The 24,366-nt window shown below is 56.6% G+C and carries 25 protein-coding genes; 15 read left to right on the forward strand and 10 right to left on the reverse strand.

The genetic code is table 11. The features are described from left to right. Window positions 1–112 precede the first annotated feature (112 nt). The 5 genes from B5E43_RS00060 to B5E43_RS00075 all read right to left on the reverse strand — a co-directional run bounded on the left by B5E43_RS00060 (window position 113) and on the right by B5E43_RS00075 (window position 2,783). The gene (locus B5E43_RS00060; protein ID WP_087392714.1) at window positions 113–622 is read right to left on the reverse strand and encodes a cob(I)yrinic acid a,c-diamide adenosyltransferase; all 510 of its coding nucleotides are present in this window, start codon (window positions 620–622) and stop codon (window positions 113–115) included. A gap of 140 nt (window positions 623–762) precedes the next feature. Beyond that, window positions 763–912: a hypothetical protein gene (locus B5E43_RS14990; RefSeq protein WP_158098915.1), complete on the reverse strand. Its 150-nt coding sequence runs from the start codon at window positions 910–912 to the stop codon at window positions 763–765. 1 nt (window position 913) lies between these two features. Continuing rightward, entirely contained in the window at window positions 914–1,549 is a 636-nt protein-coding gene (locus B5E43_RS00065; RefSeq protein WP_087392715.1) for an ABC-2 transporter permease, read from the reverse strand. After that, window positions 1,546–2,406, reverse strand: a complete 861-nt coding sequence (locus B5E43_RS00070; RefSeq protein ID WP_087392716.1) for an ABC transporter ATP-binding protein — start codon at window positions 2,404–2,406, stop codon at window positions 1,546–1,548. The genes B5E43_RS00065 and B5E43_RS00070 overlap by 4 nt, the downstream gene beginning before the upstream one ends. After that, entirely contained in the window at window positions 2,403–2,783 is a 381-nt protein-coding gene (locus B5E43_RS00075) for a GntR family transcriptional regulator (RefSeq protein ID WP_087392717.1), read from the reverse strand. The genes B5E43_RS00070 and B5E43_RS00075 overlap by 4 nt, the downstream gene beginning before the upstream one ends. A 319-nt stretch (window positions 2,784–3,102) precedes the next feature. On the opposite strand from B5E43_RS00075, the gene B5E43_RS00080 reads away from it, so the two are divergent. Next, window positions 3,103–4,482, forward strand: coding sequence for an MATE family efflux transporter (locus B5E43_RS00080; RefSeq protein WP_087392718.1), 1,380 nt, complete (start codon window positions 3,103–3,105; stop codon window positions 4,480–4,482). 67 nt (window positions 4,483–4,549) lie between these two features. On the opposite strand, the gene B5E43_RS00085 is transcribed toward B5E43_RS00080, so the two are convergent. Continuing rightward, entirely contained in the window at window positions 4,550–5,926 is a 1,377-nt protein-coding gene (locus B5E43_RS00085; protein ID WP_087392719.1) for an MATE family efflux transporter, read from the reverse strand. 222 nt (window positions 5,927–6,148) lie between these two features. On the opposite strand from B5E43_RS00085, the gene B5E43_RS00090 reads away from it, so the two are divergent. From B5E43_RS00090 to B5E43_RS00100, 3 genes are read left to right on the forward strand one after another with little or no spacing between them, the layout of a single operon-like run. After that, window positions 6,149–6,454, forward strand: coding sequence for an STAS domain-containing protein (locus tag B5E43_RS00090; RefSeq protein ID WP_087392720.1), 306 nt, complete (start codon window positions 6,149–6,151; stop codon window positions 6,452–6,454). A 47-nt stretch (window positions 6,455–6,501) separates the two neighbouring features. Then, window positions 6,502–6,939, forward strand: a complete 438-nt coding sequence (gene spoIIAB, locus B5E43_RS00095) for an anti-sigma F factor (protein WP_087392721.1) — start codon at window positions 6,502–6,504, stop codon at window positions 6,937–6,939. After that, the gene (locus B5E43_RS00100) at window positions 6,936–7,652 is read left to right on the forward strand and encodes a sigma-70 family RNA polymerase sigma factor (protein ID WP_087392722.1); all 717 of its coding nucleotides are present in this window, start codon (window positions 6,936–6,938) and stop codon (window positions 7,650–7,652) included. Before spoIIAB ends, B5E43_RS00100 begins: the two co-directional genes overlap by 4 nt. A gap of 180 nt (window positions 7,653–7,832) precedes the next feature. Here the strand turns inward: B5E43_RS00100 and B5E43_RS00105 are convergent, their stop codons facing one another. The 3 genes from B5E43_RS00105 to B5E43_RS00115 all read right to left on the reverse strand — a co-directional run bounded on the left by B5E43_RS00105 (window position 7,833) and on the right by B5E43_RS00115 (window position 10,417). Continuing rightward, on the reverse strand, window positions 7,833–8,390 hold the full coding sequence (locus tag B5E43_RS00105) for a hypothetical protein (RefSeq protein WP_087392723.1): 558 nt from the start codon (window positions 8,388–8,390) through the stop codon (window positions 7,833–7,835). 148 nt (window positions 8,391–8,538) lie between these two features. Next, a complete protein-coding gene (locus B5E43_RS00110; protein WP_087392724.1) occupies window positions 8,539–9,246 on the reverse strand; it encodes a response regulator transcription factor in 708 nt (235 codons plus the stop codon). Further along, a complete protein-coding gene (locus B5E43_RS00115) occupies window positions 9,239–10,417 on the reverse strand; it encodes a DUF4118 domain-containing protein (protein ID WP_158098916.1) in 1,179 nt (392 codons plus the stop codon). Before B5E43_RS00115 ends, B5E43_RS00110 begins: the two co-directional genes overlap by 8 nt. 226 nt (window positions 10,418–10,643) lie before the next feature. On the opposite strand from B5E43_RS00115, the gene pyrE reads away from it, so the two are divergent. From pyrE to B5E43_RS00170, 11 genes are all read left to right on the forward strand, one after another. Beyond that, window positions 10,644–11,318, forward strand: coding sequence for an orotate phosphoribosyltransferase (gene pyrE / locus B5E43_RS00120; protein WP_087392726.1), 675 nt, complete (start codon window positions 10,644–10,646; stop codon window positions 11,316–11,318). 49 nt (window positions 11,319–11,367) lie between these two features. Further along, on the forward strand, window positions 11,368–12,054 hold the full coding sequence (locus B5E43_RS00125; RefSeq protein ID WP_242964647.1) for a JAB domain-containing protein: 687 nt from the start codon (window positions 11,368–11,370) through the stop codon (window positions 12,052–12,054). Window positions 12,055–12,177: 123 nt separating this feature from the next. Beyond that, window positions 12,178–14,145: an excinuclease ABC subunit UvrB gene (gene uvrB / locus B5E43_RS00130; RefSeq protein ID WP_087392728.1), complete on the forward strand. Its 1,968-nt coding sequence runs from the start codon at window positions 12,178–12,180 to the stop codon at window positions 14,143–14,145. Window positions 14,146–14,149: 4 nt separating this feature from the next. Next, window positions 14,150–14,644 carry a Cys-tRNA(Pro) deacylase gene (gene ybaK, locus B5E43_RS00135; protein WP_087392729.1) on the forward strand — a complete coding sequence of 165 codons (495 nt, stop codon included), beginning with the start codon at window positions 14,150–14,152 and terminating at the stop codon, window positions 14,642–14,644. A 49-nt stretch (window positions 14,645–14,693) separates the two neighbouring features. Beyond that, window positions 14,694–17,519: an excinuclease ABC subunit UvrA gene (uvrA, locus tag B5E43_RS00140; protein ID WP_087392730.1), complete on the forward strand. Its 2,826-nt coding sequence runs from the start codon at window positions 14,694–14,696 to the stop codon at window positions 17,517–17,519. A gap of 28 nt (window positions 17,520–17,547) precedes the next feature. Next, window positions 17,548–18,090, forward strand: a complete 543-nt coding sequence (locus tag B5E43_RS00145; RefSeq protein WP_242964648.1) for a GNAT family N-acetyltransferase — start codon at window positions 17,548–17,550, stop codon at window positions 18,088–18,090. Window positions 18,091–18,105: 15 nt separating this feature from the next. Further along, window positions 18,106–18,603 (forward strand): small multi-drug export protein, encoded by a 498-nt coding sequence (locus tag B5E43_RS00150; protein WP_087392731.1) that lies wholly within the window; start codon window positions 18,106–18,108, stop codon window positions 18,601–18,603. Between the two features lie 72 nt (window positions 18,604–18,675). Further along, on the forward strand, window positions 18,676–19,008 hold the full coding sequence (locus B5E43_RS00155; RefSeq protein ID WP_087392732.1) for a hypothetical protein: 333 nt from the start codon (window positions 18,676–18,678) through the stop codon (window positions 19,006–19,008). Window positions 19,009–19,028: 20 nt separating this feature from the next. Further along, on the forward strand, window positions 19,029–21,236 hold the full coding sequence (locus B5E43_RS00160) for an ATP-dependent RecD-like DNA helicase (protein WP_087392733.1): 2,208 nt from the start codon (window positions 19,029–19,031) through the stop codon (window positions 21,234–21,236). A gap of 189 nt (window positions 21,237–21,425) precedes the next feature. Beyond that, the gene (locus tag B5E43_RS00165) at window positions 21,426–21,917 is read left to right on the forward strand and encodes a TRAP transporter small permease (protein ID WP_087392734.1); all 492 of its coding nucleotides are present in this window, start codon (window positions 21,426–21,428) and stop codon (window positions 21,915–21,917) included. After that, window positions 21,914–23,197, forward strand: a complete 1,284-nt coding sequence (locus tag B5E43_RS00170) for a TRAP transporter large permease (RefSeq protein WP_087392735.1) — start codon at window positions 21,914–21,916, stop codon at window positions 23,195–23,197. Before B5E43_RS00165 ends, B5E43_RS00170 begins: the two co-directional genes overlap by 4 nt. 189 nt (window positions 23,198–23,386) lie before the next feature. On the opposite strand, the gene B5E43_RS00175 is transcribed toward B5E43_RS00170, so the two are convergent. Further along, the gene (locus tag B5E43_RS00175; RefSeq protein WP_158098917.1) at window positions 23,387–24,352 is read right to left on the reverse strand and encodes a threonine/serine dehydratase; all 966 of its coding nucleotides are present in this window, start codon (window positions 24,350–24,352) and stop codon (window positions 23,387–23,389) included. Window positions 24,353–24,366 lie beyond the last annotated feature (14 nt).

Genomic DNA, 24,366 nt, shown 5'->3' on the forward strand with positions numbered 1-24,366 from the left:
AAAGCAGGAAGGAAAAGGAAAGTAAAAGCTGACTTAATGCACAATAAGGAGAGACAAATAAGAGACAAAAATAAAATGGCCGGAGAAAAAATAAATTAAGGGAGTAGTAAAGCTAATATTCGATGCCCAGGCGGGCGGGGATGCCGGAATCATAGGGATGGCGGAGCTTTTGAAAGAGAGTGATATAGTCCGCCCTCTGGCATAGCTCAGGGGCGGGATCACGGCCGGTGAGGACCATCTCCACTTGAGCCTGGTCCAGCACGGCTAAAAGGTGGGAGAGGGGGAGCAGACCCAACGCACAGGCGGAGCAGATTTCGTCCAGCACTAGCAGTCCGCACTGAGGAGACTGGGCCAAAGCGGCGGACTGGCGGAGCAGATTCTGGTTGCGCAGAGCCTCCTCCTGAAATTCCGACTCCGACAGCTGGAAGGTAAATTTCACCTGCTGGGGGAGGGGAAGAAGGGTAACCTGGGGCAACTGTTCTAGCGCGCGCCGCTCCCCGCTGTCTTCGCCCTTGAGAAATTGGGCGATCACGACTCCTCGCTGCCGTCCGGCCATGCGCAGGGCTAAACCCATGGCGGCAGTGGTTTTTCCCTTTCCATCGCCGTAATAGAGATGGATCATGTTATTTCCTCCTAATATAAGGATGGGGGACAGAGCCTAGGGGGCAGTCCCAAGTTTATTGTACCAAAAATTTCCCCTAATTACACCAAATATCCACAAGAAGGGGGGAGCGCGTTAAGCGCTCCCCCGGACCGGTTGCGTTATTTTCGATGAAGGCTCCCGGCAGCCAGAGCCAGGACAGCCAGGGTCATCAGCCGTTCTGAAGGGGTGGCGACCCAGGCGAAGTGGACCAGGGACAGGGAGATGGACAACAGGCAGCCACTCCAAAGCACGAGAACGCCTGTTTTCATCTTAAACCTCCTTTTGTTCCAAAATTCGGCAGGAGATTAGGTAGGAGATGGGCAGTCCAACCAGAGGCAGCAGGGGGATAAAGAGGAAGAGGGTGGTCAGCACAGAAGGGGAGAGTTGGTCCAATCCGTCCAACCATCCCAGGTTGGCTGCCCCAATGATGGCAACCACGGGAAGGAAGACGGTAGCGTAGAGATAGGGACGGGCCCGTTCCGGCCCTACGGCGTAGCTCATGGGCAGATTGAGGTCAGCGGCCAGCAGGCCCAGAGCCAGGGCCACGGCGGAGGTGCCCAGATTTTCCAGCATATCGCCCTGCTGAAACAGGGAGAGGAACAGGCAGGACACCAGGGCAAAGAGGGCGGCTGTGAAGATCATTAGCAGCACAAAGAGGTATCGGGCGGTGACCACCGCCCGGCGGCCCACTGGGAGGGTCAATGCATAGCGGTCCCACTTGGCCTGTTCATCAAAGGCAAAGGCGGACATGGGCAGAACCATCACAATGATCTGCACAAAGGCTGTGATAAAGGAGACGGAGAACAAGCCCATCGCCGCCATCCCCACGTAGAACAGCAGGAACAGCAAATAGGAGCGCAGGGTTTTCCGCAGCACTAAAATATCCTTGAACATGAGGCCAATCATAGGTCCTCCCCCTTTCCCACAAAGAGCATGATGTCCTCCAAAGAGGTGGGCTCCACCATCAAATGGGGGTATTTGCGCTGGAAACGTCCCCGGTTGCAGGTGAGGCCCTCGCAGCCGAAGGTCCCCCGGCGTACTCGGAGCAGATCCCCCGGTTCCACCTCACTGAGCTGCTGGGCGGTACAGCCCACCCGGCCATAGTGCTCCAAAATGGAGTCCTTGCTGTCGGAGAGGACCACCTGGCCCTGGTGGAGGTAGGTAATGTAGTCTGCCACCTTCTCCAGATCAGAGGTAATGTGGCTGGAGAGAAGGACCGCGTGGTCCTCCTGCTGAATGAAACTCAAAAACTCCTCTAGAATTTCGTCCCGCACCACCGGGTCCAGTCCAGCTGTGGCCTCATCCAGAATGAGTAGTTTGGGGTGGTGGGCCAGAGCAGCAGCCAGAGAGAGCTTCATCTTCATTCCCCGGGAAAAACCTTTGATGGGTTTTCTGGCCGGGAGAGCGAACTGATCTAGATAATGGTGAAAGCAGGCTTCGTCCCAGGTGGAAAAGACAGGCTTTAAAATAGTCCCAATGTCCTGAGGACGGAGAGGGTCATGGAAAAAGCACTCGTCCAGCACCACACCCACGTCGGCCTTGGCCAGCCGTTCCTGGCGGATGTTGTCATAGCCCATAAGGGTGATTTCACCCTTGTCCCGGGCAATCAGGTTCAGAATACACTTAATCGTGGTGGTTTTGCCCGCTCCGTTTTCTCCGATGAGACCCATGATGGAGCCGGCCGGAAGGGTCAGGTCCACATTTTGTAACGCGAAGTCACCGTAGGACTTGCAAAGTCCATGTACCTCAATACTGTTTATCATAATTCGTCACCTTTATATAAAATATCCAGCATGTCATGGAGCTCCTCCAGAGAAAACGCGCCCTTCCGGGCCTCCTCCACTGCCTGGGCCAACTTGTCTTCCACCTTTCGCAGCTGTGCTTCCCGAAGCAGCTCCTTGTTCTGCGGGGCTACAAAGCAGCCCTTGCCTGGTACGTTCTCCAAAAAACCGTCCCGTTCCAACTCCTCGTAGGCCCGTTTGGTGGTGATTACGGAAATCCGCAGCTCTTTGGCCAGCAGACGCATGGAGGGCAGGGCGTCCCCTGCTACCAGAGCGCCGGTCATGATCTGCTCCTTCACCTGGTCGGCAATCTGTTCATAGATGGGTTTGCCGCTGGAGTTACTGAGAATGATGTCCATTTGCTTCCCTTTCTAAGCGGGCAAAGGGGAGAGAGCTGTCCGCCTGCGCGGGGGTCGGACGCCGGATCTCCTAAACCAGCCTAAATATTGTATATATACTATATACACAGTATAACACACTTTTATAGACTGTCAAGGGGGAGAGGAAAAAAAGAGGAGTCAGAGGAGAAAGGAAACGGGGCAGTTTGAGCAGTTTTGCCACTTTTCCTAAAAAAACAGGAGAAAACCCATACTTTTGCCCAATTTACAAGGAATATAGGGGATGCTATAATGGCCTGCGCAATGGAGCGATCTGGATTGTAAAGAGGGCGGAGAAGCGATGAAGTTGGAAAACGATCTGGGCCGAGACCCGATCCGGCAGCTGGTGCTGCGCACGGCTATTCCCAGCATGCTGGCGCAGTTTGTGAGCGTATTGTATAGTATCGTGGACCGGATCTATATCGGAAACATTCCCGAGGTGGGAAATCTGGCTTTGGCGGGAGCAGGTGTGTGCGGTCCGGTGGTGACCATGATCGGTTCCGTGGCTTTTTTGGTGGGAATTGGTGGTTCGCCATTGATGAGCATCCGCATGGGCGAGGGGAACCTGCCTGCGGCACGAAAGATTTTGGCCAACTGCTTTTTGATGCTGTGTTTGCTCTCGGCGGTGTTGGCAGCTGGGGCTCTGGCGGTACGTCGTCCCCTATTGTTATTGTTCGGCGCCAGCCCCACTACCCTGCCCTATGCTCTGGATTATTACACCTGGTATCTGTCCGGGACGCTGTTTGCTCTGCTGTCCAGTGGTCTGAACCAGTTTGTTATCTGCCAGGGCTTTGCCAAAAAGGGCATGCAGTCGGTGATGCTGGGCGCTTCCCTGAACATTCTGCTAGACCCTGTTTTTATTTTTGCCTTTGGGTTGGGAGTGCGGGGAGCTGCCATTGCTACCGTACTCAGCCAGTTGGGCAGCTGCCTGTTTGTGCTGCGGTTCCTCTTCGGGCCGGTGCCTCCGGTGCGGATTACCTTTGGAGGCTATGAGCTCAAGCTCATGCGTCGGGTACTGCTGCTGGGGCTGTCCCCTTTCCTCATCATTGCCCTGGATAACCTGATGATCATTGCCCTCAACGCCATCCTACAGAGCTACGGTGGCCCCACCAAGGGCGATATGCTGGTAGCGGGTGCCACCATTGCCCAGTCCTTTATGTTGATCATCACCATGCCTATGGCGGGTATTACGGGAGGAACCGGTTCTATTTTGGGCTACAATTTTGGGGCTGGAAAGCCGGAGCGGATTGTGGAGGCCCAAAAATATATCTTGACCCTGTGCCTGATTTTTGCCAGTGTTTTGTTTGTGGTGGGCCAGTTTTTCAGTGCCCCCTTTACCCGTATTTTTACGCCGGATGCTCAAGTGTCTGCTTTGGCGGTGCAGGCCATTCGGATCTTTACCCTGGGCGTGATCCCTCTGGCGGTGCAGTATGTGATCATCGACGGCTTTACCGGAATGGGAATGGTTCAATATTCCCTGCCCCTGTCGATATTCCGAAAGAGCGTATACTTTGTCTCTTTGTTTGTGCTGCCCATGCTGATGGGAGCCACAGGCGCCTTTTATGCCGAGGCGGTATCCGACCTGTTTCCACCGCTGGTGAGCATCGCAGTGTATTGGAACCGGCGTGGCTGGGTGACCCAGCAGGCGCTTAGACATCGTGCCCTCCAGGTAGGAATGTAGATTGGCAGAGCGGAGTAGAAAAGAAAAAACGGAGCGATTCCAATTGGAATCGCTCCGTTTTTGTTTGTTACGTGTCGGGTATGTCATGGTGGAGGTTGAGGTCCTTGGGCCAAATTCCCTTCCAGCCCAGGTAAAAGACGGTGGAGTGAAAGGCGACGATCAAGACCCAGCCCAAGCCGGTGGCTAGAGCTACGGCGTCCAGCCCCATGGCATCGACGAGTAAGTAGGTGCCTACCACTCGAGCGGCGATTTGAATGGTGGTGCCCCAGAAGGTGATGTTCATCCGGCCATTACCCCGGAACCAGCCCACAAAGGCGTGCCCCAGGAAAGAGAGGTAGTAGAACCAACTGATGACCTGGAGATAGGAGATACAAAGGGCGACACTCTCAAGGTCATTTCCCAGGAACAAAACGGAGAGCGGTCGAGCTTGTAGGTGCATTAGAAGGGAGAACAGCAGACCCATGGCCGTCAGGAGGGAAAATCCCCGGAGGAAGCCCTGTAAGGTTCGTTGTTCCTCTCCGGCGCCCCGGTTTTGGGCAATGAAAATGGCGGTGGCCTCGCAGCCGCTGGAGCCAAAAGCCTGAATAAAATTCTCGACGCGGTTGGCAGCGGTAAAGGCGGAGATGGGGGCAGTGCTGATGAGGCTGATGCCATTGACGGCACTCTGGATCATCAGCTTCCCCAAATAGAGGCTGGACTGCTGCAGAGCGGCCACAGCGGCGTAGCTGCTGGTCAAATGGACCAGACTTTTTTCCATCTTCATATCGGCCCGCTCCACCCGGAGGAAGGGTCGGCGCTTGCGGATATAGAGGTAGCAAAGCAGGGAGGAGAGCATCTGGGCGGAGGCGGTAGCCAGAGCGGTGCCGGTGATGCCCAGATCCATCACAGCCACAAACAGCCAGGCAGCGGCCAGGTTGTAGAGAAGGGAAATAAATAAAAAGCATAGAGCAGCCTTGGTATCTCCAACAGCGCGGAGGGTGGAGGCCAGATAGTTATAGGTAAAGGTAAAGAGCATGCCGAGGAGGATGATGCGCAGATATATGGATACATCCTCCAATAGGCTTTCCGGGGTTTGAATGATGGCCAGGAGCTGAGGCAAAAAGATCTGTCCCAGCAGAACAGCGATGAGAGTGCAGCTGCCCATCAGGACCGCAGATACATACAGCTGCTGCCGCAGACGAGGGAAATTCTTTTCCCCATAAAACTGGGCAATTAAAACGGAGGCACCCATACAGGCCCCGGTAATGACGTAAATAAAGAGATTCATCACGCTCTCGGCCACGCCCAGAGCAGCAAAGGCGTTGTCCCCGATGTAGTAGGTGACAACCAGGGAGTTAATAATATTGTATAGCTGCTGTAGCACATTGGCGCACAGCAGAGGGATACATAGGCGGATAAGCTGAGGGGTGATGCTTCCATAAGTTAGATGGAGTTGATTGGACATGGATGAACCTCCTGTCTGGCCACGCGTGCAGTTCCCGATCTACATGTACACTATAAGCCAATTGGGCCGGTTTGTAAAATAAATCTTTGTATATTAGGAGGGAAAAGATGAACGCAGACAGGAAAAGAGGCAAAATCCGACTGGGGGGCTGTCCTATAATGGGTCGGAAGAGGAATGTGGGAGGCGCGTACATACGTGTCCGCCCGGAAAGGAGAAGCGACGATGCCAGTGTCGTGTACACAGGAGGACCGCAGGTTGGTTGCAGAGGTGTCAGGGGAGCTGGACCACCATGGGGCCAAAAAGATCATGGAGGAGCTGGACCGGCAGATCGATACCCTGCTGCCCCGGGAGCTAACGTTAGATTTGCAGGGGCTGACCTTTACGGACAGCTCGGGCATTGCGGTACTGTTGCGGACGTGGAAACGAATGAGTCAATTAGGAGGGGCATTTCGGGTCATCCACACGCCGGCCCAGGCCAGTAAAGTGTTTCAGGCGGCGGGGCTACAGCGCATGATCCGCTTTGAATGAGGAGGGACCGGACGGCAGCCGGTCCAACACAGAGGAGGACCTACATAATGAAAGTAGAAAACTACGTGTCTTTGGAATTTCCCAGCAGTTCATCCAATGAGGGGTTTGCCCGAGCGGCTGCCGCCTGCTTTGCCGCCCAGCTGGACCCCACGTTGGAGGAGATCAACGATGTCAAAACCGCGGTGAGCGAGGCGGTGACCAATGCTATCGTCCATGCCTACCCAGATACCTTGGGAAAAATTGTAATGAAGCTGCGCCTTCGGGAGGACCACTCACTGGAAATTGTTGTTCGGGACTGGGGTGTGGGGATTGCAGATGTGGAGCAGGCGCGAACGCCATTGTTTACCACAGGGAGTGAGGAGCGTTCCGGAATGGGCTTCACCATTATGGAGAGCTTTATGGATGTGCTTCGGGTTCGCTCCACACCGGGGAAAGGCACCACGGTGACCATGCGGCGGAAGATTGCCCGCCGCTCCGGCCGATGAGCGGTACAATATCCTCGTCGGATCGGTTGGAAGCGGCCCGGCGGGGAGATAATCAGGCCTGTGAGCAGGTGCTACAGGAGAATAATGGGCTGATTTGGAGTGTGGTTCGCCGGTATTATGGACGGGGCGTAGAGCCGGATGACCTGTATCAGCTGGGATGTCTGGGCTTTTTGAAGGCAGTACAGGGCTATGACCCGGATTTTGGGACTCAGTTTTCTACTTATGCAGTGCCCAAAATTGCGGGGGAAATTCGACGCTTCCTACGGGATGATGGTCCCATGAAGGTAAGCCGAGGGTTAAAGGAGCGGGGAGTCTCCATTCGCAGTGCTCGCAGCCGCCTGGCGTCAGAGCTGGGACGGGAGCCCTCCCTGTCCGAGCTGGCCCAGGAGACTGGCCTCACCCCAGAGGAGATTGCCGCAGCAGAAACAGCCTCTGAGCCGGTGGTTTCCCTCCAGACAGAGACGGGGGACAGTGGTCTGACCCTGGAGGGGATGCTCACGGCAGGGGGAGAAGAAGAGGGGCTGGTAGAGCGGCTGGCCCTTCGGGCAGCAATGGCCCAATTGCCCCAGCGGGAGCAGCAGGTGCTTCTGTTGCGCTATTACCGGGGAATGACCCAGGTACAGACAGCCCGGATTATCGGCGTGTCACAGGTGCAGGTATCCCGGTTGGAACGCCGTGCCTTGGAACAGCTTCGAAAGGACATGACACAATAAGGACTCTTCCACACAAGAGCTGTGGAAGAGTCCTTTTAGTTCAGAATCAAATAGAAGACGGCTCCCCTTGGCGGAAGGGAGCCGTCATGTATACCGGATGCCGGAGGGGCCAGTCAGGAGAGAAAACTGGTGGTCGGCAGCCGTCAGAGGACTGCTGGGAGAAGTGAGGGAACCCAACAGTCAAGCCAGGTAGCGCATCAATTGATCGGGCTGGTCCACATGGTAGAAGAGAAGACCCTGCACGTCCCGACTTTCATCGGAAGAACGAAGACCCAGGACTGCGTGGGCACGACTCTTTTTGGAGGGCTTACCAACCAGTTCTCCAAAGCGGAGATTGCCGCAGCCATCTGCTTGCTGTTCCACAGCCACCTTCATGCCCTTGCCGATGGGGAGGTACATAACCTCGTCCTTCACAATGGCGATGATACGGAAGTTGGTGATGGCGTAGATGGTCTTTTCCTCCAGGCACTTTTTGTCCATGATAGGGCGGGCGGAGAGAATGGCGGGCAGAAACAGGGTGATAATAGCTAAGATAAAGGCATCGCCAATGGTACGAGTGCCGGAGGCCAGGGAAGTCACCAGCAGATACAGTACGGCAGCCAATACACAGGCAGATACAGCCCAAGTAAGTAAGATAGAGGATTTAAAGCTCTGTTCCATCAATTCAAAGGGCTTAGGACGTCCAGACCAGCGGACCTCTTCCCCTTCCCAAAGTGCTTCCTTCAAACGCGTTTCCATGATGATTGCCTCCTTGTCTCACTTTGTGCCCTCATTATAGCAGCAAGAAAATAAAATGGGTGTTAACGACTGAGAGGCTTCCGTTAAAAAAGTGCAAAGGATTTGCAAGAAAATTCCGCCCGTCTCGTTTAAAGACGGGCGGAATTTGTCAATCCTCCAGCATGCGGTAGCCGATGCCCAGCTCAGTGTAGATGTACTTGGGCTCGGAGGGGTTTTCTTTCAGCTTTCGGCGGATATTGGCCATGTTAACGCGGAGAATCTGGTTGCTGCTGTTACCTCCATAGGGCCCCCAGACATGCTCTAAAATGAAGTCGTAAGTAAGGACCTTACCGGCGTGAATGGCAAGCAGCTCCAGAATTTTAAACTCGTTTTGGGTAAAGTGGATGATTTCGTCCCCCTGAATGACCTGGTGTTTCGAGATATCTATGGTCAGGTCCTTGACCTGATAGACGTCGCGCTGAATGCCCTGGCTGACCTTCATGCGGTCTGCCCGTCGCAGGGTGGTGCGGATCCGGGCTAGCAGCTCAGAGACACCAAAAGGTTTTACCACATAGTCGTCCGCTCCCATATCCAGGGCCTTCACCTTTTCCGATTCCCGGTCTCGGGCAGAGATGATGATAACAGGAACCTCGTTGGGAAGAGAGCTGAGTTGGGACAGCACATCCAGTCCATCCATATCAGGCAACCCTAAATCTAGCAGTACCAAGTCAGGGGAATGGGAGAAAAATAAAGACAGCCCCTCTTTTCCGCTGGTAGCGGGAATGGGCTTGTAGTCGTTGGCGCTTAGGGCGCGGCAGATAAAGTTACTGATGGCGTGTTCATCTTCCACCACCAGGATCACACGTTTTTCAGTCATGCGGGGCTTCCTCCATGGGGAGGCCGAAGCGGAACACCGCTCCGCCCTCCGGATTATTACCGGCGGCAAAGAAGCCGCCATGGGCTTTAATGATGCTCTGACAAACGGACAACCCAATACCCATTCCACGGGTGGAGTCGCCGGAAAGACTGCGGGGCAAAGGTTTGCCGCTTTGGACAGCCTGACACACCTCAGCAGATAGTCCCTTGCCGCGGTCCCGTACCTCTACGACAGCCCACTGATCCTGCCGGAAGAGGTGAAGAGTGATGTGTTCGGTGTCACCGGAGTGACGGATGGCATTTTCCAACAGGTTGACCATAACCTGTTTAATCAGCATAGGGTCCATAGGGAGGAACAAAATATCATCGGACAAGTCTAACCCCACCTTGCAGCTGGGGAAGCGGCGGCGGGTGGTGAGGACAGCGTCGCCAGCTACCTCCTCCAACATCTCCTCATGTTTTTTCAAGGGGATAGTGCCGTCTTGGATTCGGGTAACAGAGAGGAGATTTTCCACCATGATAATAAGGGTATCGGCATCGCTTTTGATGTCGTTGAGCATAGCTATATTTTTTTCAGAGGTCTCCGGGCTGCTGAGCAAGACGGAGGCAGCGCCGGAGATAGAGGTGAGGGGAGTGCGCAGGTCGTGGGAGACAGCCCGTAAAATGTTGCTGCGGATGGTTTCCCGGGCCGATTCCAGTTGGATGGCACTTTTCTCCTGATTCAACCGCTCGTTGAGCTCATAGAGGGCCTTGGTGTTTTTCTCCCGGCGAACGGCCTCGGCGGCCTGGAGTTTAACCCGGGCGGTGAGGGCGCATACCACGCAGGAGATGGCCACCATAGACAGCATGGCTACCGGATAGCCGCTGTAGCTCAGGGAGAAGGCGGCATAGGGAACCATGAAAAAATAATTGATACAGAAGCCACTGACCAATGAGGCTAAAATGCCATACCAGTAGCCGGTAGTCAAAAGGGAGATAAAGACGACGGCCAGAACAAAGACAAGGGCAGAATTGTTTTCTCCCCCGGTATGGCCAATCAGCAGCCCACTGATCAGATAGGCGGCGCAAAGAAAGAGGACTGTGACCAATATATTTCGTGGAAATTCCGGAATGCGGATAAATTGATCACGAAACCAATTATAGCACAAGCGAAAGGTTTTTCGCACGGGCACAGGATCGTCTCCTTTCATGAATGAGGCAAAGAGAAAAGAAAGTTGCATTTCTAAACTATTATAGCAGAGAAGGGAAGGAACGTAAAGTAAAGGTAGGATTAAGAAAGTTTTTGTAGAAAAAAGAAGGGGATTTCCTTGTATGACCAAGAAAGGAGTGGTATAATAATTCGATTTCCATTTCGCCTATACCTGGGCAGCCAGATTGAAAAAGTGAGGTTTGAGTATCATGACCTATAAAGAGGAATTTATTACCTTTATGGTGCGTTCCGGCGTTTTGACCTTTGGGGACTTTACTACAAAGAGCGGGCGTAAGACCCCCTATTTCGTAAACACCGGAAACTACAAAACCGGAGCCCAGGCGGCCAAGCTGGGTGATTACTATGCGGCCTGTATTCAGGAGCACATGCCCCAGGGAATCACCTGTTTGTTTGGACCGGCCTACAAGGGTATCCCCCTGGCGGTGTCTGCCGCTGCCTCTCTGTACCGCAACTATGACCGGGACCTGCCTTACTGCTTCAACCGCAAGGAGGTCAAGGACCACGGCGAGGGAGGCTCCATGGTGGGCTATAAGCCCCAGGACGGGGACGACGTAGCCATCATCGAGGATGTGGTCACCGCCGGAACTGCGGTGCGGGAGTCCATTGAGCTGTTCAAGCATGTGGCTAAGGTAAATATGAAGGCTCTGTTTGTCTCTGTGGACCGGATGGAGCGGGGGACCCGGGAGTGCTCCACCTTGGACGAGCTGCGCCAGGACTACGGTATCCAGGTCTTCCCCATCGTCACCGTGCGGGAGGTCATTGACTTCCTCCACAACCGTCCGGTGGATGGGAAGGTCTACATTGATGACGACATGAAGGCCAAAATGGAGGCCTATTTGGAGCAGTACGGAGCCAAGCAATAAACATTACAAAATATTAAAGGGAGAGGGTGAGGTAGCCATGTCCGTTCATATGGGCCATCGCAAGCGGATGAAGCAGGAGTTTCTGGTCCGGGGACTGGAGGGGTGGCCAGATCACCGCATCCTGGAACTGTTGTTGTTTTACGCCATCCCCCAGGGGGACGTGAACAGTCTGGCCCACGAACTGGTGGAGCGGTTTGGTTCCCTGTCTGGGGTGCTGGATGCTTCGGTGGATGAGCTAAGTAAAGTGCCGGGCGTGGGGGAGCATACCATTACCCTTCTGAAGCTGGTCCCAGCCCTGGGTGGCTGCTATCTGGACCAGCGCAGCGGCCCGGGGGAGATCATTGATTGTCCGGAGCGGGCGGTGGAACAGCTCTCCCCCTACTATTACGGGGCCCGGAATGAGATGGTCTATATCCTGTGCCTGGACAGCAAACGTAAGGCACTGGGCGTACGGAAGGTGTCGGAGGGCAGCATCTATGCCGCAGATATCAACATCCGCCGTATTGTGGAAGAGGCCATGGGCCTGCGGGCATCCGGCGTGTATCTGGCCCACAACCATGTGGATAACCTGGCCTTTCCCTCCCAGGCGGATTGGCAGGCCACCGACACTATCCGGGCAGCCCTGGCCGGAGTGGGCCTGAATCTCATCGACCACCTGGTGTTTGTGGATGGAGATGCCATCTCTCTGGAGCAGTCCCAGCGGGACGGCCACCGTCCCTTCTATCAGCTGTTATAAATTTCTTCGCTCCTTCTCCCAAAGAAAAAGTTCGGAGAAGGAGCGAAAACTGCTTGTATTGGAACATTCGTTCTGATATAATGGGCCGAGAACGGAGAGACTAGCGGTAAGGAGGCGAGAAATATGGACCGGTTTGAAGTGGTTTCGGAGTATACCCCCAGCGGCGACCAGCCCCAGGCCATTGAGGCCCTAGCCAAGGGAATTGAGATGGGACTGGACGAGCAGACGTTGCTGGGCGTTACCGGCTCGGGCAAGACCTACACCATGGCCAAGGTGATCGAGGCGGTGCAGCGGCCCACCCTGGTGCTGGCCCATAACAAAACTCTGGCCGCCCAGCTGTGCGCGGAGTTTAAGGAGTTTTTCCCCAACAACGCGGTGGAATACTTTGTCTCCTACTATGACTATTATCAGCCCGAGGCCTACATTCCTCACACCGATACCTTTATCGAGAAGGACTCGGCCATCAACGAGGAAATTGACCGCCTGCGCCTGTCCGCCACGGCCTCTCTGCTGGAGCGGCGGGACGTGATTGTGGTGTCCTCCGTGTCCTGCATCTACGGCTTGGGCGAGCCGGAGGATTTTGAGAAAATGATGGTCTCCCTCCGGGTGGGAGCCGTTCTGGAGCGGGACGAGCTGCTGAAAAAGCTGGTGTCCATCCGCTATGAACGCAACGACATTGCCTTTGAGCGTAATATGTTCCGGGTCCGGGGGGATACCGTGGAGGTGTGGCCCGCCTACTGGAAGGACACCGCCATCCGGGTGGAATTTTTTGGGGACGAGATTGACCGCATCAGTGAGATCAATGTGGTCACCGGCACCCCCATCCGCCGCCTGACCAACATCCCCATCTGGCCCGCCACCCACTATGTCACCCCCAAGGAGAAGATGGACGCCGCCATCCAGGAGATCTATAAGGAGCTGGAAGAGCGGGTGGCCTTTTTTGAGGGGGAGAACAAGCTCATCGAGGCCCAGCGTATCAAGCAGCGCACCATGTACGACGTGGAGATGATGCAGGAGCTGGGCTACTGCTCCGGTATTGAGAACTACTCCCGGGTCATTGAGGGGCGTCCGGTGGGCTCGCCCCCCCATACCCTGCTGGACTATTTCCCCAAGGATTTTGTGCTCTTTATCGACGAGAGCCACGTCACCTTGCCCCAGGTCCGGGCCATGTACAACGGAGACCGGGCCCGAAAGACCACCCTGGTGGACTACGGCTTCCGCCTGCCCTGTGCCTTTGATAACCGGCCCTTGAAGTTTGAGGAGTTTGAAAAGCGGGTCAACCAGGTGGTCTACGTCTCCGCCACCCCTGGGGAGTACGAGCGGACCCGGTCGGGACAAATTGTGGAGCAGGTCATCCGGCCCACCGGCCTGCTGGATCCCCGCATCCAGGTGCGCCCGGTGGAGGGGCAGATCGACGACCTCATCGGGGAGATTCATACCCGCACCGCCCGCTCCGAGCGGGTGCTGGTGACCACCCTGACCAAGAAGATGGCCGAGGACCTCACCGCCTACCTCCAGGGGGCAGGGATCAAGGTGCGGTATATGCACCACGACATCGACGCCATGGAGCGTATGGAGATCATCCGGGATCTGCGACTGGGCACCTTCGATGTGCTGGTGGGTATCAACCTCCTCCGGGAGGGCCTGGACCTGCCCGAGGTATCCCTGGTGGCCATCCTGGACGCGGACAAGGAGGGCTTCCTCCGCTCCGAGACCTCCCTCATCCAAACCATCGGACGGGCGGCCCGAAACGCCGACGGCATGGTCATCATGTACGCCGATACCATCACTCCCTCCATGCGCCGGGCTATTGACGAGACCGAGCGCCGCCGGGAGAAGCAGGACGCCTTCAACAAGGCCCACGGCATTGTCCCCAAGACGGTCATTAAGTCGGTGCGGGACCTACTGGAGATCGGGGTGTCCGAGAGCACCGACGCCGAGCGGAAGGGAGAACAGCCCGCCCTCACCAAGCAGCAGAAGGCCGAGCGTATCGCCCGGCTGGAGAAGGAGATGAAGGAGGCGGCCAAGATGCTGGAGTTCGAGCTGGCCGCCGCCCTGCGGGATCAGATTATCGAGCTGAGAGGAAAGTAAGACCATGGCCAAGCAAAAAGAAGAAAAAACCAACGTTATGCGGGTGCTGGAGCAAAAGAGGATCCCCTACACCCCTCATACCTACGACCACGAGGAGGGGGTGCCGGTGGACGGGGCCACAGTGGCCCGGTCCCTGGGCCAGGACCCGGAGACGGTGTTCAAGACCCTGGTGGCCCGGGGGGTCTCCGGAGGACTCTACGTTTTTGATATCCCGGTGGAGTACACCCTGGACCTGAAAAAGGCAGCCAAGGCGGTGGGGGAGAAGTCCATCGCCATGCTCCATCAAAAGGAGCTGCTCCCCCTCACCGGCTATGTCCACGGGGGCTGCTCCCCGGTGGGCATGAAAAAGCAGTATCCCACGGTATTCCACGAGACAGCGGAGATCATTGACACCATTATGGTCTCCGCGGGCAAGATCGGCTACCAGGTGGAGCTGAAGCCTGCCGACCTCATCGCCCTGGTGGGAGGCTCCACGGCAGATTTAACTACCCAGGAATGACCGCTGCCCCCTCATTTCGTCATTACCTCATATCTAAAGGAGAAGCGCAATGCATACTCATATCGTCGTCAAAGGCGCCCGGGTCAACAATTTAAAAAATATCGACGTGTCCATCCCCCGGGACAAGCTGGTGGTGCTCACCGGCCTGTCGGGAAGCGGCAAGTCCTCCCTGGCCTTTGACACCATTTACGCCGAGGGTCAGCGGCGGTATGTGGAGTCCCTGAGCTCCTATGCCCGGATGTTTTTGGGCCAGATGGAGAAGCCGGATGTGGACTATATCGACGGCCTGTCCCCCGCCATCTCCATCGACCAGAAGACCACCTCCAAAAACCCACGCTCCACCGTAGGCACTGTTACGGAGATCTATGACTACCTCCGTCTGCTCTGGGCCCGGGTGGGCACCCCCCACTGCCCCATCTGCGGCAAGGAGATCAAGCAGCAGACCATCGACCAGATCATCGACCAGGTCCTGGCCCTGCCTGAGGCCACCCGGATCCAGGTCATGGCCCCGGTGATCCGGGGAAAGAAGGGCGAGCACGCCAAGATTTTTGAGGACGCCCGGAAGTCGGGATATGTCCGCTGCCGGGTGGACGGCATCGCCTACGATCTCAGCGAGGAGATCAAGCTGGAGAAGAACAAAAAGCATGACATTGAGATCGTGGTGGACCGCCTGGTCATCCGGGAGGACATCACCCGCCGCCTCACCGACTCGGTGGAGGTGGCCTCCAATCTGGCCGGGGGGCTGGTGGTCATCAATGTGGTGGGGGAGGACCGGGATATCCTCTTCTCCCAGAACTACGCCTGTGAGGACTGTGGGGTGTCCATCGAGGAGCTCACCCCCCGGATGTTCTCTTTCAACAACCCCTTCGGCGCCTGTCCCACCTGTATGGGTCTGGGGTCCCAGATGAAGATCGACCCTGACCTTATCATCCCCAATAAAAATCTGTCCATTATTGAGGGGGCCATCACCGCCTCGGGGTGGAACAACATTAAATCCGACGGCATTGCCCGGATGTACTTTGACGCTCTGGCCAAGCGGTACAAATTCAAGCTGAATACCCCCATCAAGGATCTGCCCCGTGAGGTGCTGGATGTGATTCTCTACGGCACCGGTGGGGAGAAGCTCACCCTCCACTATGACCAGCCCCGGGGACAGGGCACCCTGTACCAGCCCTTTGAGGGAATCGTCAACAATTTGGAGCGGCGGTACCGGGAGACCCAGTCCGACGGGGTAAAGCGGGAGCTGGAGGAGTGCATGTCCCAGTGTCCCTGCCCCACCTGTCAGGGGCGGCGGCTGAAGAAGGAGTCCCTGGCGGTCACCGTGGGGGGACTGGACATTGACAGCTACTGCCGCAAGAGCGTCACCGACGCCCTGGACTTTATGGAGCACCTGGAGCTCACCCCCACTCAAACCATGATCGCCGCCCAGATTTTAAAGGAGATCAAAAACCGCCTGGGCTTTTTGCGTTCGGTGGGTCTGCAATACCTCACCTTGTCCCGGGAGGCGGGCACCCTGTCCGGCGGGGAGAGCCAGCGCATCCGTCTGGCCACCCAGATCGGTTCCTCCCTCATGGGGGTACTGTATATTCTGGACGAGCCCTCCATCGGCCTGCACCAGCGGGACAACGACAAGCTGTTGGCCACCCTCCAGGAGCTGCGGGACCTGGGCAACACCCTGCTGGTAGTGGAGCACGACGAGGACACCATGCGCCAGGCCGACTATATCGTGGATATCGGCCCTGGAGCCGGAGTGAACGGAGGCCGGGTGGTGGCCGCTGGTACCCCGGAGGAGGTCATGAACACGCCTGGCTCCATCACGGGAGACTACCTGGCCGGAAGAAAGAAAATCCCCGTCCCCAAGGAGCGGCGGAAGGGGAATGGCAAGTACCTGAAAATCTTTGGGGCGGCGGAAAACAACCTGCGGGGGGTGGACGTGGCCTTCCCCCTGGGCACCTTTACCTGCGTCACCGGGGTGTCGGGGAGCGGCAAGTCCTCCCTGGTCAACGAGATCCTCTATAAAAAGCTGGGAGCCGACCTGAACCGGGTAAAGGTCCGGGCGGGAAAGCATGACCACATCGAGGGGGAGGAGTACCTGGACAAGGTCATCAATATCGACCAATCTCCCATCGGCCGCACCCCCCGGTCCAATCCTGCCACCTACACCGGCCTTTTTAACGATATCCGGGACCTGTTTGCCTCCACCCCCGATGCCAAGAGCCGGGGTTACGGCCCGGGCCGGTTCTCCTTCAACACCCGGGGAGGCCGGTGTGAGGCCTGTACCGGCGACGGCCTTATCAAAATCGAAATGCACTTTTTGCCCGACATCTATGTCCCCTGTGAGGTGTGTAAGGGCAAGCGCTACAACCGGGAGACCCTGGAGGTGCGCTACAAGGGGAAGAACATCTACGAAGTGCTGGAAATGACGGTGGACGAGGCCCTGCCCTTCTTCGAGAATCTGCCCCGGATCTATAACCGGCTGAAAACTCTGGAGGAGGTGGGCCTGGGCTATGTGAAGCTGGGCCAGCCCTCCACGGAGCTGTCCGGCGGCGAGGCCCAGCGGGTGAAGCTGGCCACGGAGCTCTCGAAGCGCTCCACGGGCAAGACCATCTATATTCTGGACGAGCCCACCACCGGCCTCCACAGCGCCGACGTCCACAAGCTTATCGAGGTGCTCCAGCGCCTGGTGGAGAGCGGAAACACCGTGGTGGTCATCGAGCACAACCTGGATGTGATCAAAACCGCCGACCACATCATCGACCTGGGCCCCGAAGGGGGAACGGGAGGGGGCACTGTGGTGTGTACCGGAACCCCAGAGGACGTGGCGGCCTGCCCGGAAAGCTATACGGGCCAGTATTTAAAGCGGATGCTGGAATAAGCTGGAATTGGGGAGGGAAGGAGAAGCGATGCTGGAATTTACGCGTATTACCGCCCCGGACCACCCCCTGTTTCCCCGGGCCTTTGCCCTGTATGAGGAGAGCTTTCCCATCCACGAGCAGCGTACCCGGGAGAAGCAGGAGAAGGTGCTCTCCCATCCCGATTACCGCTATGAGGTAATTTTGGAGGGGAGCTCCTTTGTGGGCATCCTCCTCTATTGGGAGTACCGGGACGGGCGCTATGTGGAGCACTTTGCCATTGATCCGGCCCTGCGGGGACAAAGCTACGGCTCCCAGGCGTTGCGGGCCCTGGGAGAGCGGGGACGGCCCATTGTGCTGGAGATCGACCCTCCCGTGGAAGCGGTGTCGGTGCGGCGGAAGCATTTTTATGAAAAGCTGAATTTTTGGGAAAATCCTTTTTCCCATATCCATCCCCCCTATCGGCCCGGCTTTCAGGGGCATGATTTGGTGGTCATGACCTACCCTAAACCCTGGGAAAAAGAGAAGTATGAGGCCTTTGCCTCCTATTTGGCAGACACGGTAATGGCCGACTGCCGGGATAGAAACAGATAAAAGGCGAGGTAATCCATGGAAATTATTCAGTGGCTGACCGATACGACCCTTGGGAAAATGGTATTCACCATGCTGGTGTCCATGGTCCCCATTATTGAGCTGCGGGGAGGATTGCCCTTTGGGGTGGCTCTTGGCCTGCCCTATCATCTGGCCTTCCCGGCAGCAGTGCTGGGAAACATTATCCCCGCCCCCTTCATCATCGTCTATATCCGGCGAGTGTTCCTGCTTATGCGCCGGTATCTGCCACGGCTCAACGGCCTGGTGGACAAGCTGGAGCGGAAGGCCCACCTCAAGGGACAGAAGGTCCAGCGCTACCAGTATCTGGGCCTGTGGCTGTTTGTAGCCATTCCCTTGCCCGGGACGGGAGCCTGGACAGGCTCTCTGGCGGCCGCCTTCTTGGATATGCGGCTGAAAAAGGCCCTGCCCGCTGTTGTGCTGGGCGTGCTCACAGCCGGATGCATCATGCTGGCCCTCACCCATGTGGGCATCAATCTGTTTTCCAGCACCGTTTAAAAGTTTGTTTGGGGCGGAGAACAGAAACGTTTATCCCTGTTCCGGCATAGGATGGCCCGGAGGTGTTGCCCTGTGGAGCTGTTGTTGGATGTTCTGATGGCCGGAATAGGGGCATTGGGGCTGGCCTTTTTGTCCTGGTGGTTGTTTGGACGGCTGCTGCGGCCCATCCCCGAGGAGAGCTTTCGGGTGGTGATCCCCGGCCGGGGAGAGGGAGAAGGGCTGGAGCAGACGGTGCGGGCCATCATATGGCTGCGTGGCCTGGGGCTTCTCAACTGTCCTGTGGTCATTGCCAATGTGGACCTGACCGCGGAGGGCTGGGAGATGGCCCTGCGCCTGGCCCAGCGCTGGCCCGGGGTCGTGCTGTGGCCCATGTCTGATTTGGCAGATTACATGATACGATCATAGAAGAGAGGAGGCGGAACCCATTGGAAGCGTTGGAACAGACCAACCAGGTGGAGGGGACCGTCTCCTCGTTAATTTTCCAGAATGAAGAGAACGGATATACCATCCTCCGCCTGGACGTGAAGGGGGAGGAGATTACCGTAGTAGGCACCATGCCCGGTGTCTCTCCCGGAGAATATTTGGCCGTGGAGGGCGGCTGGGTGCGCCATGCCACCTATGGGGTGCAGTTCAAGGCGGAGACGGTGGAGCGCCGCTTGCCCCAGGGCTTGAAGGAAATTTACCACTACCTGGCTTCGGGAGCAGTGAAGGGGGTGGGAAAGGCCACTGCCCGGCTGCTGCTGGAGGAGTTTGGGGAGGAGGCCTTGACCGTGCTGGAGGAGCACCCGGAGCAGCTGTCCAAGATCCGGGGGATCACCCCCAAGCGGGCCAGGCAGATGAGCGAGGCCTTTCGGCAGCAGATGGGCATGCGCCGCCTCATTGAATTTCTGGGGGCCCACCAGTTACCCTTGGAATTGGCGGTATCTCTGCGGCGCAGCTACGGAGACGTAGCGCTGGAGGTGTTGAAGGCCAACCCCTACCTGTTGGTAAACGAAGAGTACGAGGTGGAGTTTTCCCAGGCGGACGCTCTGGCCCTGTCTCTGGGGGTAGGGCCGGAGGACCCCCAGCGGCTGGAGGCGGGCCTGATCTTTGAAATGGCCCACAACAATGTAAATAACGGCCACACCTTCCTGCCCCACCGAAAGCTGGTGGAGGCCACGTCGGCACTCTTGGAGGTGTCCGGCGAGCTGCTGGAGGAGTGCCTGGAGAGTCTCATTCAGCGGGGCGAGCTGGAGGAGGAGCCGGTGGCGGGGCAGGACGGGATCTATCTGCCCGCGCTGTATGAGGCGGAGTGTTTTATCGCCCGGCGGATCGGGGAGATGAGCCGGGCGGAGCTGTGTCCCCCGGAGGATCTGGACCGGGTGCTGGGGCAGATCCAAAGCCGGCAGCACATCACCTACGCCCCTGAGCAGAGGAGGGCGGTGGAGCTGGCGGCCCAGCGCCAAGTCATGCTGCTGACTGGTGGACCAGGCACTGGTAAAACCACCTGCCTGAGGGGGGTACTGGCCCTCTTTGAGACCATGGGGCTGGAGACGGCCCTGTCAGCCCCTACCGGGCGGGCAGCCAAGCGGCTGGGGGAGCTGTGCGGGACCGAGGCCTCCACCATCCACCGGCTGTTGGAGACAGGATTTGACCCCCAGACCGGCCGTCTGGTGTTTACCCATAACTCTTATGATCCCATCAAAGCCGATGCGGTGATTGTGGACGAGACCTCCATGGTGGATGTGCCTTTGATGGCCGCTCTGCTGGATGCCTTGGAGGGGGACTGCCGGCTGGTGCTGGTGGGAGACCCGGATCAGCTGCCATCCGTGGGGCCGGGCAATCTCTTCGGGGACCTGATTCGCAGCCAAGTGGTGCCCACTATCCGTCTGACTGAGATCTTCCGCCAGGCGGCCCAGAGCGCCATTGTGCGCAATGCCCACCTGGTAAACCGGGGAGAAGTGCCCAATCTGCGCAAGAATGACAACGACTTCTTTTTCCTCTACCGCCGGGACCCCAGAGGGGCGGTGGAGACCATTGTGGATCTGTGCCGGCGCCGTCTGCCGGAGCGGCTGGGGATTCCCGCCGATCAAATCCAAGTGCTCTCCCCCACCCGGCGGCGGGGGACCGGGACGGGAGCGCTGAATCAAGCTCTCCAGGCTGCCCTCAATCCTCCTCTTGAGGGAAAGGGGGAGCGCCGCTTTGGCGACTGGGTCTTCCGGGCGGGGGACCGGGTGATGCAGGTGCGGAACAACTACGATATCCTCTGGCGGGAGGAGGGCGGACTCCGCTCCGGCATGGGGATGTTCAACGGAGACATCGGAGTGATCCGCTCCATCGATGGAGAGGTTATCACGGTGGACTTTGATGGCAAGGCGGTGGAGTATTCCCCCGATATGCTGGGAGAGCTGGAGCCTGCCTTTGCCGTGACGGTGCATAAGGCCCAGGGCAGCGAGTACCGGGCGGTGATTTTAGCCGCCCTGGAGGGGGCTCCCATGCTGATGACCCGGGGGGTGCTGTATACCGCCATAACCAGGGCAAAGGAGCTGTTTATTGTGGTGGGAGACGAACAGACCGTGGAGCGGATGGTGGCCAACGACCGGCAGACCCGCCGTTATTCTGGCCTGCGCTCCCGCTTAGTTAAAGAAAAATAAAACGTGTCCCACCCACGTTAGTTGTCCCAGAGCGGGAGAACGAAAGAATAAAAAAGATCCCGATGGAAATTGTTAAAACAATTTCCATCGGGATCTTTTTGGTTTAAGAACAGATCATTATCTGATAAATGAAATTGGAATAAACTCCAAAACGAATAAGCGGCTGAATGGAAAGCGAGGAAGCAATACATGGGGCTCTTCAATAAGGTGTGCAACGCAATTATCAGGATTTATACTTATCTGGGTGTTGTGTTGCTGTGCGTTATCGTAATTGCCTGCTCCGCCCAAATATTTACACGTTATGTTCTGGGAAATGCCATTTCCGGAACGGAGGAGATCAGTCGATACTGTTTTGTATGGTTGGGCTTTGTAGGCAGTGCGGTATGTACCCAGCGGTGGTCAAATGCATGGATATCAATCTTACACGATCTGTTGAGAGGGCGTGCAAGAAAGTGGCATGAAATTTTTCTGGATATTATGGTGATCATCTGTGCTGTAATCCTTTTGGTGCAGGGGATCAAATGTGTGGATGCCACCTCCCGGCAACTGAGCAGTATGCTGCGGATCCCGATGTGTTACGTCTACACTGCGATCCCTGTAGGGGCCTTTGGGATCATCATAGGAGCGGTGCAGCGGCTGGTCAACACACTGACTGGTCATGAGATGGAGGTGGCCCAGTGAGTGCACTTGTTATTTTTGGGATTCTAATTGGGTTTATTTTCTTGGGAGTCCCTGTCTGTTTCAGTATTGCCTATTCTGGCATCGGGTACATTCTCCACGCTCAAATGCAGCCGCTGATTTTGATTGCACAGCGCTCACTCAACGGCATGGATAACTACACGCTTCTTGCCATTCCGCTATTTACCTTAGCGGGTTATATGATGGACAAGGGCGGCCTCTCAAAGCGGTTAGTCAATTTTTTAGATAAGGCGTTTTTCTGGATTCCTGGTGGGATCGGAACGATTACGGTGCTGTGCTGCGCTGTGTTTGCAGCACTAACTGGCTCTGGTCCAGCTACAGTGGCGGCAATTGGCGCCATCACCTATCCAGCTATGATGAAGGCAGGGTACCATAAAAACTCGGCAGCTGGACTCCTAGCCTGTGGTGGTGCATTAGGCCCAGTTATCCCGCCCAGCATCTGTATGATCGTTTATGGTACCACGTTTGGCGTGTCTGTCCCTGCTATGTTTATGGCGGCCGTAGTTCCTGGGCTGCTGATGTCACTTTTCTTGATTGTTACCAATATTTTTATCTGCAAACGGCAGGGTATTGCCCAGACCAGGACACGTTATTCCTTGCGGGAGATCTGGGAAGCGTTTACACAGTCTTGGGGCGTACTGCTTCTCCCCATAGTTGTTTTAGGAGGGATTTATGGGGGAATCTTCACTCCCACCGAAGCATCCGCGGTCTGTGTCGTTTTTGCACTGGTGTTGGGTTTCTGCTATCGGGAACTGACCTTTAAGAACCTGCTGGAATCCCTGATCAAGACCGTAGAAACCTCTGCCATGGTTATTGTTATTGTGGGCATGTCGGCCATTTTGTCCTGGATTTTGTCCGCCACTGGTATTCCAGCACAAATTGCGGCGCAGGTTGTTCCGTTCCTAGGCAGTAAATACGTATATATTATCGTGCTTCTGATTATCCTGTTTGTGATTGGCTGCTTGATGGAAACCGTTGCCAGCATGCTGATTCTGGGCCCCATTTTAGTCCCCATTGGCTTGGAGCTAGGGGTCAATGAACTGCACTTGTCTATGATCTTCTGCCTGGCTCTAATCGTCGGCATGGTGACACCGCCCTTCGGATTAAACTTGTTCACTGCCTGTGCCACGACTGGTCAAGGTTTTATGGAGGTTGTGAAAGGCATGGTTCCCTATTTGATTGCCCTAATCTCTGCGGTGGTCATTGTATCGTTTGTTCCGGAATTGGCGTTGTTCCTGCCCCGTGTGCTGGGAGTTACGTAGCGGAATTGATCGAGTAAGTAATTAAAATATAGCCATGACCTTTCTTTTGGGCCATACCATTCGATCAAACGTACATTAACAAAATTGAGCTGTACCCCATTTGCTATTCAGTAAATGATACTGTCTAGTAAATGGGGTACAGCTTTATTGTTGCTCTTTATGGAGTGCAGTATTTCGCACACTTATTTTTTATTTAGAGAGTTGGGAGAGCAACTCTGCCGCCAGAGCGGGGTCCACATTGCCTCCAGAGAGGACGAATACCACCTTATCCCCTTTGTTCACCGGGAGAGTGCCAGCCAAAGCGGCGGCCACGGGAAGTGCGCCCGAGGGCTCCACCATGAGCTTGGCCTTGGACATGAGCAGGACCATCGCCTGCCGGATGAAGGGGTCCTCTACGGTGCAAAGATCGTCCACCCGCTGCTCAATGAGGGCGAAGTTGTCCGGGTTTGCGTGGTCGGAGCGGGTGCCGTCAGCAATGGTGTCCACCCCATCCAGTTGGATCGGGTGACCGGCTATCCGGCTTTTGGAGTACCGGGGGGCACCGGCAGGCTCTACTCCGATGGTCTTTACGTGAGGAGCCAGGCCTTTGACCGCCGTGGCCACACCGGAGATCAGTCCCCCGCCTCCAATGGGAACGGCAATGGCATCCAACTGGGGCAGGTCTTCCAACACCTCCAGACCGATGGTGCCCTGTCCCGCTGCCACGTAGGGGTCGGCGTAAGGGTGGACGTTGACCATTCCTGCCTCTGCCACCAGCTGGGCAGCTCTGGCCTCACGCTGGGAGCTGAGGGTTCCCGTCAGCTCCACCTGTCCACCGAAGGATTTTACTCCGGCGAGCTTGACGGGATTGGCGTTGGTGGGCATCACAATGACTGCTCTGGTGCCCAGACGCTGGGCTGCGCAGGCCACTCCCTGGGCGTGGTTGCCGGAGGAGGCGCACACCAGCCCCCGTGCCCGCTCCTCGTCGGTCAGGGACAGGGCCCTGTTCATAGCGCCCCGGATCTTGAAAGCACCGATGGGCTGGAAGCCTTCAAATTTCAGATAGACCTGGCACCCTAGAGCCTGATCCAAAGCGGGGATCCGAAGCAGCGGGGTGCGAACGATGTAAGGGGCAATCCGTTCCCGAGCCTGTTGGACATCCTGAAGAGTAATCATGAAATTCCGTCCTT

It is taken from the genome of Flavonifractor sp. An100, from assembly GCF_002161175.1.
Taxonomy (GTDB): Bacteria; Bacillota; Clostridia; order Oscillospirales; family Oscillospiraceae; genus Lawsonibacter.

What these genes read in the sequence shown, in the direction of transcription:
- B5E43_RS00165 (WP_087392734.1), top strand. Translation starts at nt 21,426, where the DNA reads ATGGGGCTCTTCAATAAGGTGTGCAACGCAATTATCAGGATTTATACT.
- B5E43_RS00100 (WP_087392722.1), top strand. Translation starts at nt 6,936, where the DNA reads ATGAGCGGTACAATATCCTCGTCGGATCGGTTGGAAGCGGCCCGGCGG.
- B5E43_RS14990 (WP_158098915.1), bottom strand. Translation starts at nt 912, where the DNA reads ATGAAAACAGGCGTTCTCGTGCTTTGGAGTGGCTGCCTGTTGTCCATC.
- uvrB (WP_087392728.1), top strand. Translation starts at nt 12,178, where the DNA reads ATGGACCGGTTTGAAGTGGTTTCGGAGTATACCCCCAGCGGCGACCAG.
- B5E43_RS00145 (WP_242964648.1), top strand. Translation starts at nt 17,548, where the DNA reads ATGCTGGAATTTACGCGTATTACCGCCCCGGACCACCCCCTGTTTCCC.
- B5E43_RS00125 (WP_242964647.1), top strand. Translation starts at nt 11,368, where the DNA reads ATGGGCCATCGCAAGCGGATGAAGCAGGAGTTTCTGGTCCGGGGACTG.
- B5E43_RS00085 (WP_087392719.1), bottom strand. Translation starts at nt 5,926, where the DNA reads ATGTCCAATCAACTCCATCTAACTTATGGAAGCATCACCCCTCAGCTT.
- pyrE (WP_087392726.1), top strand. Translation starts at nt 10,644, where the DNA reads ATGACCTATAAAGAGGAATTTATTACCTTTATGGTGCGTTCCGGCGTT.
- B5E43_RS00070 (WP_087392716.1), bottom strand. Translation starts at nt 2,406, where the DNA reads ATGATAAACAGTATTGAGGTACATGGACTTTGCAAGTCCTACGGTGAC.
- B5E43_RS00150 (WP_087392731.1), top strand. Translation starts at nt 18,106, where the DNA reads ATGGAAATTATTCAGTGGCTGACCGATACGACCCTTGGGAAAATGGTA.
- B5E43_RS00060 (WP_087392714.1), bottom strand. Translation starts at nt 622, where the DNA reads ATGATCCATCTCTATTACGGCGATGGAAAGGGAAAAACCACTGCCGCC.
- B5E43_RS00075 (WP_087392717.1), bottom strand. Translation starts at nt 2,783, where the DNA reads ATGGACATCATTCTCAGTAACTCCAGCGGCAAACCCATCTATGAACAG.
- uvrA (WP_087392730.1), top strand. Translation starts at nt 14,694, where the DNA reads ATGCATACTCATATCGTCGTCAAAGGCGCCCGGGTCAACAATTTAAAA.
- ybaK (WP_087392729.1), top strand. Translation starts at nt 14,150, where the DNA reads ATGGCCAAGCAAAAAGAAGAAAAAACCAACGTTATGCGGGTGCTGGAG.
- B5E43_RS00175 (WP_158098917.1), bottom strand. Translation starts at nt 24,352, where the DNA reads ATGATTACTCTTCAGGATGTCCAACAGGCTCGGGAACGGATTGCCCCT.
- B5E43_RS00080 (WP_087392718.1), top strand. Translation starts at nt 3,103, where the DNA reads ATGAAGTTGGAAAACGATCTGGGCCGAGACCCGATCCGGCAGCTGGTG.
- B5E43_RS00090 (WP_087392720.1), top strand. Translation starts at nt 6,149, where the DNA reads ATGCCAGTGTCGTGTACACAGGAGGACCGCAGGTTGGTTGCAGAGGTG.
- B5E43_RS00110 (WP_087392724.1), bottom strand. Translation starts at nt 9,246, where the DNA reads ATGACTGAAAAACGTGTGATCCTGGTGGTGGAAGATGAACACGCCATC.
- spoIIAB (WP_087392721.1), top strand. Translation starts at nt 6,502, where the DNA reads ATGAAAGTAGAAAACTACGTGTCTTTGGAATTTCCCAGCAGTTCATCC.
- B5E43_RS00065 (WP_087392715.1), bottom strand. Translation starts at nt 1,549, where the DNA reads ATGATTGGCCTCATGTTCAAGGATATTTTAGTGCTGCGGAAAACCCTG.
- B5E43_RS00105 (WP_087392723.1), bottom strand. Translation starts at nt 8,390, where the DNA reads ATGGAAACGCGTTTGAAGGAAGCACTTTGGGAAGGGGAAGAGGTCCGC.